Raw genomic sequence first — 11,175 nt, forward strand, 5'->3', positions numbered from 1 at the left:
TTCAGGCCGCATCGTCGCGGTAGATGCCGACGACCGGCGCTTCACCGACGCGTGCGTAGCCGCGGTACATCCCTTCGGTGTTGAACGGCATCGCGACATTGCCGTGCGCATCGACCGCAACGAGCCCGCCGCGGCCGGCGAGGCGCGCCAGCTTGTTCATCACGACATCGTGCGCGGCGTCGGCGAGCGACGCGCCGCGATACGCGATCTGCGCGGCGACGTCGTGCGCGGTCGCAAGGCGGATGAACATCTCGCCGGTGCCCGTCGTCGAGACCGCGCAGGTGGCGTCGTCCGCGTAGCAGCCCGCGCCGATGATCGGCGAATCGCCCACCCGCCCCGGCTGCTTGTTCGTGATGCCGCCCGTCGACGTCGCCGCCGCGATGTGGCCGTGCAGGTCGCACGCGACCGCGCCGACCGTGCCGAGCTTGCGGTCCGGATCGAGCGGCTCGGCCGGCTGCGACTTGCCGAACGCGAACGCCGCCGCATCGTGGTCGAGCATCGTGCCGGCCGCCGCGCGCGCCTTGAGCCACTGCGCATGCCGCGCGTCGGTGTCGAAGTAGCCGGGTTCCGCGAGTTCGAGCCCCTGCGCGGCCGCGAACGCATCGGCGCCCGCGCCGGCGAACAGCACGTGTTCGCTCGCCTCCATCACCCGCCGCGCGGCGAGCACGGGATTGCGCACACGCGTCGCGCAGCAGATCGCGCCGGCGCCGAGCGTCGCGCCGTCCATGACCGCCGCGTCGAGTTCGTGCTTGCCTTCGGCCGTGTAGACAGCGCCGCGCCCGGCGTTGAACAGCGGACAGTCCTCGAGCATCCGCACCGCGACGGTGACGGCGTCGAGCGCGCTGCCGCCATCGGCCAGCACCTGCTGCGCGGCCTGCAGGATCGCGGTCAGTTCGGTGCGGTACCGACGTTCGGTATCGGTATCCATCGCCTCGCGCAGGATCGTGCCTGCGCCGCCGTGAATCGCAACGATCGCGGTTGAAGTCATGATTTTTTCGGGCGTGAGGAAGAAGGGTTGGTGGCCGGCAACGCCGCCTGCGGCTGCACGAGCCACGGCAGCAGGAATTCGGTCATCTCGGCCGCGGACTTCGCGGACCGGTGCGTGCGCAGCGCGACCGCGTCGATCAGCGCCTCGATCATCGTGAGCACGGCGGCTTCCGACGTGGCCGCGAAACGCCGTTCGGCCTTGACGTACAGGTTCAGCGACGCGATCGGCGCCAGCGGCGACTGCGGGCCGTCGGAGATGCCGAGCACGCGCGCGCCGCGCGCCGCCGCCCGGCGGGCCAGCTCGATCGTGTCCTTCACGTAGCACGGAAACGCGAGCGCGATCACGAGATCGCGCGAATCGGCCGTATACAGGCGCCGCGCCGCGTGCGACGGGCCGCCGAGCAGCGCGAGCGACTGCACGTTGTCGTGGCACACCGACAGCCCGTGCTCCATCAGCCCGGTAAGGAACGCGCTCGATCCGGCGCCGAGGATCAGCACGCGCCGCGCGCCGACGATCGCCTCGACCGCGGCCTCGACATCGGCCGCATCCAGTTGCGCGCGCGTGCTCTCGATATTGGCGGCAGCCTGGTCGAATACCGCGTCGATCCAGGCGGCGCCGCGCACGCCGGGCTCCAGTTCCTGCGCGGAGCGCAGCCGCTCGACCGGCCCGAGCGTCGCCTCGAAGCCGCGCACGAGCGCCGCGCGCATCGCCGGATAGCCGTCGAAGCCAAGCGCCTTCGCGAAACGGTTCGCGGTCGCGATCGACGCATTCACGGCCTGCGCGAGTTCGTCGATCCGCATCGTCGCCGCGCGAAACGGATTGGCGAGCACGAATTCGCCCATGCGCCGGTGGATCGGCGACATCAACGGCATCGCCGACGCGATCCGCTCGGCGATCGCGGGTTCGTCGTGACTGGCGTCGTACGGAACGAGAGGCGTCATGCGAAGGGCCGTTGCAAGGATGGTGAAAATCAATTTACACAATCCGCACCCCGGAAAGAAATAAATTTTCATCAGGGTTGTCACGCTCTCTACCGGGTCCGGCCGCCGCGCAATGATCGCTCAGGCCCGCCGCACGGGCCTTTGGCACGCGACCGCCGGCGCTCGCCGCCGATACCCCATCACCCGCCCATCGGGAAAACCCCGAGCAAGTTCGTTCGAATGCAGATTCACGTTGACCGGATTCGAATTCGAACATAGGATGTTCGAAAATGATCAGTCGTCAGATAACGTAGCGATTTAATGACGGCGAAATGTTCGCTCGAACGCCGTGATTTCGATATAAACCGGGAAAACCGGCGCACATCAAGATCGGACATCGTACGAATAAAACGAAACAAGCCATCCCGATGGATGGCCCTCATGGATCGGGCAGGCGCCGCGCGCTGCCCTGCCTGACAGGAGACAGCAGTGAAGACAGTCAAGGCGTTGCGCTGGTGGATCATCGTGCTCGTGTGTCTCGGCACGATCCTCAACTACCTCGCACGGAATTCCCTCGCGGTGCTCGCGCCCGAGCTGAAGCAGGTGTTCTCCATCTCGACGCAGCAGTATTCGTACATCGTCGGCGCGTTCCAGATCGGCTACACGATCATGCAGCCGGTGTGCGGGTTCGTCGTCGACCTGATCGGGCTGCGGCTCGGGTTCGCGCTGTTCGCGATGCTGTGGTCGGTGGTCGGCGTCGCGCATGGCTTCGCGTCGGGCTGGCTGTCGCTCGGCGTCCTGCGCGGTTTTCTCGGGCTGTTCGAAGCCGCCGCGATTCCGTCGGGGATGAAGGCCGTCGCCGAATGGTTTCCCGATCGCGAGAAGTCCGTCGCGGTCGGCTACTTCAACGCGGGCACGTCGCTCGGCGCCGCAATCGCGCCGCCGCTCGTCGTGTTCCTGTCGATGCGGTTCGGCTGGCAGGCCGCGTTCATGGCCACCGGCGCACTCGGGTTCGTGTGGGCCGCGCTCTGGTACACGCAATACCGGTCGCCGGCCGATCATCCGCGCATCACGCCGCAGGAGCGCGCGCTGATCCGCGACGGCCAGGCCACGATGCCGCCCGTGTCGAAGCGCCGCATCCGCGACGTCGTCACCGCGCGGCGCTTCTGGGCCATCGCACTGCCGCGCTTCTTCGCGGAGCCCGCGTGGCAAACCTTCAGCTTCTGGATTCCGCTGTACCTCGCGACCGAGCGCCACATGCCGCTCACGCAGATCGCGATCTTCGCGTGGATGCCGTTTCTGGCGGCCGATGCCGGCGGCATCGCGGGCGGCTACCTGTCGCCGTATCTCGCGAAACGCTACAAGCTGCCGCTGGTGTGGTCGCGCGTCGCCGGCGTCGCGCTCGGCGCGGTGCTGATGCTCGGGCCCGCGATGATCGGCCTCGTGTCGTCGCCGTACACGGCCATCGCGCTGTTCTGCGTCGGCGGCTTCGCGCACCAGATGATCTCCGCGCTCGTCAACACGCTGTCGGCCGACGTGTTCGATCCCGAGGAAGTCGGCACGGCGAGCGGCTTCGCCGGGATGGCCGCGTGGATCGGCGGCCTCGGTTTCTCGCTGCTGGTCGGCGCACTCGCCGACAAGATCGGCTATGCGCCGCTGTTCGCCTGCCTCGGCCTGTTCGACATCATCGGCGTCACGCTGCTCGCGGTGCTGATCCGCGGGCAGTCGAAGCAGGAACGCCTGCTTGCACGGCATGCCTGACAACTGCCCTCACCAGGAATCGCATTCATGACTTCGCTCCTCCATCCGCCCGTGTTCCGCGTTGCCGGCATGCACGCGAACCGCGTGCTGCTCGCGTCCGATGCCGGCGCCACCATCGAGATCTTCGTGCTCGAGGACGACATCGTGCGCGTACGCGTGCTGCCCGACGCGACGGCACGCAACCCGCGCACGTGGACGATCGCGCCGGGTCTCGACGACGTGCCGCTCGACGGGCGCGACCGCCTCGATCTCGACGGCTTCGCGCTGCCCGCCTTTTCGCTCGCCGAAGACGACGACGGCCTGCACATCGAAACCGAGCAGATCCGGCTCGCCGTGCGCTGGCAAGGCGGCCATTGCACGTGGTCGATGCGCGGCGCGGACGGTACGTGGCGCGTCGCGCTCGCCGATCGCTCGACGCAGGCGTACAACTTCGGCTGGTGGGACGACCGCACGTATCACTACGTTGCCCGCGAGCGCGGCGACAAGGTGTTCGGCCTCGGCGAGCGCGCGGGCGAACTCGACCGCACGGGCGCACGCTTCGAGATGCGCAATATCGACGCGATGGGCTACAGCGCGAAACATACCGACCCGTTGTACAAGCACATCCCGTTCTACATCACGTGGTCGCCCGACACGTGCCAGGGCTTCGGGCTGTTCTACGACACGCTGTCGGACTGCGCGTTCGACATGGGCCGCGAACTCGACAACTATCACGGCCCGTATCGCTATTTCGTCGCCGAGCACGGCGATCTCGACTACTACTTCATCGCATCGCCCGACACGCCGCTCGCGGCCGCGCGGCGCTTCACGTGGCTCACCGGGCGCCCCGCGCGCACGCCGAAATGGGGGCTCGGCTATTCGGGCTCGACGATGAGCTATACCGATGCGCCGGACGCGCAGCAGCAGATGAACCGGTTCGTCGAGCAGTGCGACGCGCACGACATCCTGTGCGATTCGTTCCACCTGTCGTCTGGCTATACGTCGATCGGCGCGAAGCGCTACGTGTTCAACTGGAACCGCGACAAGTTCCCCGACGCGAAGGGCTTCGCGCGGCACTACCGCGATCACGGCATCCGCCTGTGCGCGAACATCAAACCGTGCCTGCTGCGCGATCATCCCGCGTTCGACGATGCCGCGCAGCGCGGCCTGCTGATCCGCTCGGCGTCCGGCGAACCCGCGTGGGTGCAGTTCTGGGACGAGGTCGGCGCGTACATCGACTTCACGCAGCCGGACGCGTACCGCTGGTGGCGCGAACAGGTCACGTCGGCGCTGCTCGACTACGGGATCGAGTCGACCTGGAACGACAACAACGAATACGAGATCTGGTCGCCCGACGCAATCGCACACGGCTTCGGCCAGCCGTTCCCGGCGCGCGAGGCGAAGGTGCTGCAGACGATGCTGATGATGCGCGCGTCGCGCGAAGCGCAGCGCGCGCATGCGCCGGCGCAGCGGCCGTTCCTCGTGTCGCGCTCCGGCGGCGCCGGCATGCAGCGCTACGTGCAGACCTGGTCCGGCGACAACTACACGTCGTGGGAAACGCTGCGCTACAACCTGAAGATGGGCCTCGGGCTCGCGCTGTCGGGCGTGTCGAACATCGGCCACGACATCGGCGGCTTCTCCGGCCCCGCGCCGTCGCCCGAGCTGCTGCTGCGCTGGGTGCAGTTCGGCATCTTCATGCCGCGCTTCAGCATCCATTCGTGGAACGACGACGGCACCGTCAACGAGCCGTGGATGTATCCGGAGATCACCGCGCAGATCGCGTCGCTGATCAAGCAGCGCTACCGGCTGCTGCCTTACCTCTATCACCTGCTGTGGCTGTCGACGACGCGCTACGAGCCCGTGCTGCGGCCGACCCTGGCCGATTTCCCCGGCGATGCGCGCTGCTACGACGCATGCGACGACATGATGCTCGGCGACGCGCTACTGGTCGCGCCGGTCGTCGATCCCGGCCAGGCGGCGCGCACGGTCTATCTGCCCGCGGGCGCGCGCTGGATGTGCTGCGCGAGCGCGCAGGCGTTCGACGGCGGCGCAAGCGTGACGCTGCCCGCACCGCTCGACACGCCGGTGATGCTGCTGCGCGAAGGCCGCGTGCTGCCGCTGAACGTCGCGGAACAGCATTTCGGCGCGCGCGCCGACACGCGCGGCTTCCTCGTCGCGCCGCGCATCGAGGACGGCGTCGCGTACGGCGAATGCGTCGAGGACGACGGCGAAACGGAAGCGTGGCGCGACGGCGAATACGGACTGTGGCGCATCGAAACCGGCCGCGAGGCGTCGGGCGTGCTCGGCGTATCGGTCCGCTGGGACGGCCGCCCGGGCCGCCCGGCCGAGCGCGTCGACATCCTGCTGCCCGCATCGCTGCAAGGCGCGGTCGCCGTGCGCGGCGCGCGCATCGAGCAGGACGCGCCGGACGGCGCATGGCGCCGCATCGTCGTCGCGCTCGACCACTGAAGCAAGCCCGATCGGGCGGGCCGTTCGCGCGGCCCGCCGCCCGCCACAGAGGAGGCGCCCCAGCCTCCCGCCCCCGTTGAAAAGATGAAGAGATCTGGAGATCGACAATGAAAGCACCCGTCAACCGTTATGCAATCCTGATTTTATCGGCCGCCTCGCTCGGCTCGACCGCCGCCCACGCGCAGAGCAGCGTGACGCTGTACGGCGTCGTCGACGATTCGATCGCGTACGTGAACAACCAGCAGGGCCACTCGAACATCTACATGCGCGACGGCAACCTGTATGCGTCGAAATTCGGGCTGCGCGGCGACGAGGATCTCGGCGGCGGCACGCACGCGATCTTCGACCTGCAGTCCGGCTTCAACCTGAATACCGGCGCGCAGGCCGCCGCCGGCACGATCTTCAACCGGCAGGCATTCGTCGGCCTGCGCAACGATCACTACGGCACGCTGACGGCCGGCCGCCAGTACACGCCCTACTTCCTGTTCGTCGGCCCGTATGCGTCGAGCAGCTGGCTGACCGGTGCCACTGGCGCGCATCCGGGCGACATCGACGGCCTCGACACGACGATCCGCGTGAACAACTCGGTCACCTATACGTCGCCGACCTTCGCGGGGCTGACCGCGAGCGCGATGTACGCATTCGGCGGCATCGCCGGCGCGACCGGCAAGGGCAACACGTTCAGCGCCGCGCTGCGCTACGCGAACGGGCCGATCGGGATTGCAGCCGGCTACCTGCGGATCAACAGCTCGGGCTCGTCCGCCGGCTTCCTGAACCCGGCCACCGCCTCGTCGGGCAGCTTCGCGGTATCCGTGCTGAACCAGGGCTACCTGAGCGCGAAGGCCGTCGAGCAGGTCGCGGCGGCCGGCAACTACACGCTCGGCGACCTGACGATGGGCGTCAACTACTCGAACGTGAAGTACCTGCCCGGCAACGGCTCCGCGTTCACCGATACGGCCGTGTTCAATACCTACGGCGCGCTCGCCGCGTACCGCTTCACGCCGACGTTCTCGGTGGCCGGCGCGTTCGCGTACACGCTCGCGTCGAAGGCGAACGGCGTCGCAAACGCGGCCCGCTACCAGCAGTACTCGCTGAAGGAGTCGTACAGCCTGTCGAAACGGACGACGCTCTATGCGCTGCAGGCCTACACGCATTCGAGCGGCCAGACGCTCGGCGCGCAAGGCGCCGGCCATATCGTCGACGCGGCACCGATCGTCGGCGATTCGCAGCAGCTCACGCCGTCGACCACGCACGGCCAGTTCGTCGACATGGCCGGTATCGCCGTCACGTTCTGAACCAGCCCGGCAGCGCCTTCGGCGCGCTGCCGCCGCCCCGGACGATGCGCATTCCGCAGGCGCCGTCCGGGCGCCCGGTGCACTTTCGCCGCACCGCTCTCCCCATCCCGTCCGCCTGCCGCGCGAACCGCACGGGTTTGCCCGATCGCCCCGATACCTTACAATTCGTCAGGTTGATCCCTTCTGCATGCCCCTTCTTGCAGTCCTGACACCGCGGTACACTCGACGCACGCCGTATCAGGGTCCGACGCGCGACGCGCGCGCCGGGCGGCGTTGCGCCTCGTTGCGCCTACAACTGGATGCCCGCCATGCCAGATTCCCGTCCCTCGCCCCGCACGACGTTCAAGCCGCAGGTCGTCCTGCCCGCGCTCGCCGTGATCGGCGCGCTGCTCGTCGTGTGCGCGATGCGCCCGAGCGAAGCCGGCGCGCTGTTCTCCGCCGGCCAGCAATGGGTCATCGCACGCTTCGACTGGTTCTACGTGCTCGCCGTTACCGGTTTCCTCGTGTTTCTCGTGCTGATCGCCGCCAGCGACTTCGGCAACATCCGCCTCGGCCCCGACGACGCCGAACCCGAATTCAGCTTCGTATCGTGGACGGCCATGCTGTTCGCGGCCGGCATGGGCATCGGCCTCATGTACTTCGGCGTCGGCGAGCCGATGCAGCATTTCCTGAAGCCGCCGACCGTCGACCCCGGCACGCCCGCCGCCGCGCGCGAAGCGATGCTGATGACCTTCTTCCACTGGGGCTTCCATGCGTGGGCGATCTACGGGCTGATGGGGCTCGTGCTCGCGTACTTCGGCTTTCGCTACAACCTGCCGCTGACACTGCGCTCGGGGCTCTATCCGGTGCTGCGCGAGCGCATCAACGGCTGGATCGGCCACACCGTCGACGCGTTCGCGCTGGTCGGCACGGTCGCCGGCATCGCGACGACGCTCGGCTACGGCGTGATGCAGCTGAGCGCGGGCCTGCATACGGTCGGCGGCTGGGACACCGGCAGCAACGTGTTCCGCATCGGGCTCGTCGCGGCCGTCGTGATCCTCGCGGGCGTATCGGCCGCGACCGGCCTCGACAAGGGCGTGCGCCGGCTGTCCGAGCTGAACCTGCTGCTCGCGTTCCTGCTGCTCGCCTTCGTGGTCATCGCGGGCCCGACGGCGTTCCTGCTGCGCGCACTCGGCGACAACATCGGCCAGTACCTGTCCAGCCTCGTCGACCTGTCGTTCCGCACGTACGCGTACGCGCCGCCGCGCGAGGAAGGCTGGTTCGGCGGCTGGACGATCCTCTACTGGGCGTGGTGGGTATCGTGGTCGCCGTTCGTCGGCATGTTCATCGCGCGCATTTCGCGCGGCCGCACGATCCGACAGTTCGTGATCGGCGTGCTGCTCGTGCCGACCGCGTTCAACCTCGTGTGGATGACCGTGTTCGGCAACAGCGCGATCTGGCTCGATACGCATGGCGCGGCCGGCGCGCTCGCGCAGACGGCCACCAATGTCGATGCACTGCTGTTCCGCTTCTTCGATTTCCTGCCGTTTCCGCAATTGCTGTCGATCGCCGCGATCGTGCTGATCGCCGTGTTCTTCGTGACGTCCGCCGATTCGGGCGCGTTCGTGATCGACCAGATCGCGACGCGCGGCAACGCGCACTCGCCCGTGTGGCAGCGGCTGTTCTGGGCTGCGCTGCTCGGCGTGACGGCCGCGGTGCTGCTCGTCGCCGGCGGGCTCGGCGCGCTGCAGGCGATGACGCTGATCGCCGCGCTGCCGGTCGCGATCATCATGCTCGCGCTGTGCTACGGGCTTTGGCGCGGGCTCGCGGCCGACCGCGCGCACTATTCGCAGGACGTCGCGCCCGCGGCGAGCTTCTGGACCGGCCAGCACTGGCGCCACCGCCTGACGCACATCCTGCGGCAGACGACCGAGGCCGAGGCACGCCAGTTCGTCGCGGAGACCATCGAACCGGCGCTGCGCAAGGTTGCCGACGAGCTGCGCGCGAGCGGCGTCGATGCGCTCGTGCAGCGCGACAGCGACGATGCGACGCGGCTCACCGTGCCGACCGCCGAGCATCGCGACTTCGTGTACGGCGTGCGCGTGACGGCCAAATCCGCGGCTGCGTTCCTCGTGCGCGAGGCGGCCGAGCCCGATGCGGCGCGCGAGCACGTTTACGGGATCGTCACGTTCTTCGAAGACGGCCGGCTCGGCTACGACGTCGAATACCTGCGCGGCGACGAGGTGATCGCCGACGTGCTGCGCCAGTACGAACGCTACGTGTCGCTCGCCGCCGACAAGCGGACGCATCTGCTGAGCCGTGCGCCGGGACATGCGACGGAGGCCGAATGAGCCCGCATGCCGCCTTCACTGCGTCGTGGCAAATTGCCACGCCCGACGGAGCCGTACGATGACCGGGTTCCTGCAAAGCCGCGCCTCCGACGTCATCGCGCTCGGCACGCTCGCCGTGCTCTATCTCGGCGGAGCCGGCATCGCGCTGTGGCGGATCCGCGCCGCGGCGCCGCGCGGCAAGATCTACTGGATCGTGAGCGCGGCGCTGCTCGCCGGCGGCGCCATCGCGATGGGCATCAACCTGTCGCCGATGCCGGACACGGGGGACATGCCGCCCGGGTTTGCGCTCGGCGTCGAGGCCGTCCTGCTCGGCCTCGTATTGGTCGCCGGCGGTTGCGCGTGGCTGATGCTGCGCGCGCGGCGACGCTGACACGCGTACGGCATGCGGCCCGGCCTCGTCCCGCGCGAACGGCAACGCGCGGGGCAAAGTGGCCGCCGCTTCCCTGATCCGCTTCCCTGATCCGCTTCCTTGCCGCAACGGGTTACGCGGACGGTGCTCGCGCCGTCACGAGCCAGCATGCGGCGTCGAAGCGCACGTCCGCGCCGTCGACGTAAGGCTCGAACGCGGTACGCATCGTGTCGACCACGCGCCGCCGCGTCGCCTCGTCCACCTCCAGCAGCGCAAGCCCGACCGGGCCCAGCCGGGTGATGTAGTCGTCCAGTGCGGGCGCGGGCAGCGCGCACGCCAGATCGACCGGCTCGATCGCCATGTCCGCCCAGCCACTGTCCGACAGCACCGACGCGATCCGCTGCCGGTCGCCGAACCCGAACTGCCCCGGCGCGCCGGGTCGCCGTACGGGCAGGTTCGGCAGCAACGGCGCCGCGGCCCGCTCGGCGATCGTCATGAACGGATTGTCTGCCGCGCTGCGCCATGCGACGAACCGCATCTGCGCATTCGGCCACGCCGCATGCCGCAGGTTCGCGAACGCACGAACCGGATCGTCGAAGAACATCACACCGAGGCGCGACACGATCAGGTCGACGCTCGCGGGCTCGAATACGTGCGTCTGCACGTCCGCACGCACGAAGCGGGCGTGAACGCCGCTGCGTTCGGCGCGCGCCTGCGCGGCGTCGATCATCCGGGCCGAGATATCGATGCCCGTGCATTGCGCGTGCGCACCGAGCCGCCGCGCGATCGCAACCGTGACCGCGCCCGTGCCGCAGCCGACATCGAGCACGCTGCGCGCGGACGACGTGGCCGCCGCCTCCACCAGCAACTTCTCCAACGGCTCGAACATCCGGTCGATCGGCGCCTGCGTATCGACCCAGGCGCGCCCCGACGGGCCGTTCCAAAGCGCGGATTGTTCGTCATTGGGCCGCCTGGTTTCCATCGTCGATTCCCTTTCCGGTTCATTGATCGTGCATCGCACTGTGCTGCTTCAAGTCGACTTGAAGTCAAGCCCCTCGGGCTGCGACCTGCCGCCGCCATGTCG

8 protein-coding genes are annotated in these 11,175 nt (G+C 68.6%); 5 read left to right on the forward strand and 3 right to left on the reverse strand.

Going from position 1 to position 11,175, the window contains the following annotated elements; all coding sequences use genetic code 11:
• Position 1: 1 nt before the first annotated feature.
• Both KEC55_RS21115 and KEC55_RS21120 read right to left on the reverse strand, forming a co-directional pair.
• A complete protein-coding gene (locus KEC55_RS21115; RefSeq protein ID WP_282510401.1) occupies positions 2-988 on the reverse strand; it encodes an isoaspartyl peptidase/L-asparaginase family protein in 987 nt (328 codons plus the stop codon).
• Complete coding sequence (locus tag KEC55_RS21120) at positions 985-1,929, reverse strand: MurR/RpiR family transcriptional regulator (RefSeq protein ID WP_282510403.1); 945 nt, start codon at positions 1,927-1,929, stop codon at positions 985-987. The genes KEC55_RS21115 and KEC55_RS21120 overlap by 4 nt, the downstream gene beginning before the upstream one ends.
• Before the next feature lie 468 nt (positions 1,930-2,397).
• Between KEC55_RS21120 and KEC55_RS21125 the strand changes: the two genes are divergently transcribed.
• From KEC55_RS21125 to KEC55_RS21145, 5 genes are all read left to right on the forward strand, one after another.
• Complete coding sequence (locus tag KEC55_RS21125) at positions 2,398-3,669, forward strand: MFS transporter (RefSeq protein WP_176045163.1); 1,272 nt, start codon at positions 2,398-2,400, stop codon at positions 3,667-3,669.
• Positions 3,670-3,696: 27 nt separating this feature from the next.
• On the forward strand, positions 3,697-6,117 hold the full coding sequence (locus tag KEC55_RS21130) for a glycoside hydrolase family 31 protein (protein ID WP_282510404.1): 2,421 nt from the start codon (positions 3,697-3,699) through the stop codon (positions 6,115-6,117).
• A 107-nt stretch (positions 6,118-6,224) separates the two neighbouring features.
• Entirely contained in the window at positions 6,225-7,412 is a 1,188-nt protein-coding gene (locus tag KEC55_RS21135) for a porin (protein ID WP_282510405.1), read from the forward strand.
• A gap of 308 nt (positions 7,413-7,720) precedes the next feature.
• Positions 7,721-9,742: a BCCT family transporter gene (locus KEC55_RS21140; RefSeq protein ID WP_282510406.1), complete on the forward strand. Its 2,022-nt coding sequence runs from the start codon at positions 7,721-7,723 to the stop codon at positions 9,740-9,742.
• A gap of 58 nt (positions 9,743-9,800) precedes the next feature.
• The gene (locus KEC55_RS21145; protein WP_282510408.1) at positions 9,801-10,112 is read left to right on the forward strand and encodes a hypothetical protein; all 312 of its coding nucleotides are present in this window, start codon (positions 9,801-9,803) and stop codon (positions 10,110-10,112) included.
• A 112-nt stretch (positions 10,113-10,224) separates the two neighbouring features.
• Here the strand turns inward: KEC55_RS21145 and KEC55_RS21150 are convergent, their stop codons facing one another.
• Positions 10,225-11,073: a class I SAM-dependent methyltransferase gene (locus KEC55_RS21150; RefSeq protein ID WP_282510410.1), complete on the reverse strand. Its 849-nt coding sequence runs from the start codon at positions 11,071-11,073 to the stop codon at positions 10,225-10,227.
• Positions 11,074-11,175 lie beyond the last annotated feature (102 nt).

The sequence above is a fragment of the Burkholderia cepacia genome, assembly GCF_029962485.1.
Classification (GTDB): Bacteria; Pseudomonadota; Gammaproteobacteria; order Burkholderiales; family Burkholderiaceae; genus Burkholderia.

Bases quoted from the DNA above. Each gene is read 5' to 3' on its own strand.
- KEC55_RS21140 (WP_282510406.1), top strand. From the start codon at position 7,721: ATGCCAGATTCCCGTCCCTCGCCCCGCACGACGTTCAAGCCGCAGGTC.
- KEC55_RS21150 (WP_282510410.1), bottom strand. From the start codon at position 11,073: ATGGAAACCAGGCGGCCCAATGACGAACAATCCGCGCTTTGGAACGGC.
- KEC55_RS21120 (WP_282510403.1), bottom strand. From the start codon at position 1,929: ATGACGCCTCTCGTTCCGTACGACGCCAGTCACGACGAACCCGCGATC.
- KEC55_RS21145 (WP_282510408.1), top strand. From the start codon at position 9,801: ATGACCGGGTTCCTGCAAAGCCGCGCCTCCGACGTCATCGCGCTCGGC.
- KEC55_RS21115 (WP_282510401.1), bottom strand. From the start codon at position 988: ATGACTTCAACCGCGATCGTTGCGATTCACGGCGGCGCAGGCACGATC.
- KEC55_RS21135 (WP_282510405.1), top strand. From the start codon at position 6,225: ATGAAAGCACCCGTCAACCGTTATGCAATCCTGATTTTATCGGCCGCC.
- KEC55_RS21130 (WP_282510404.1), top strand. From the start codon at position 3,697: ATGACTTCGCTCCTCCATCCGCCCGTGTTCCGCGTTGCCGGCATGCAC.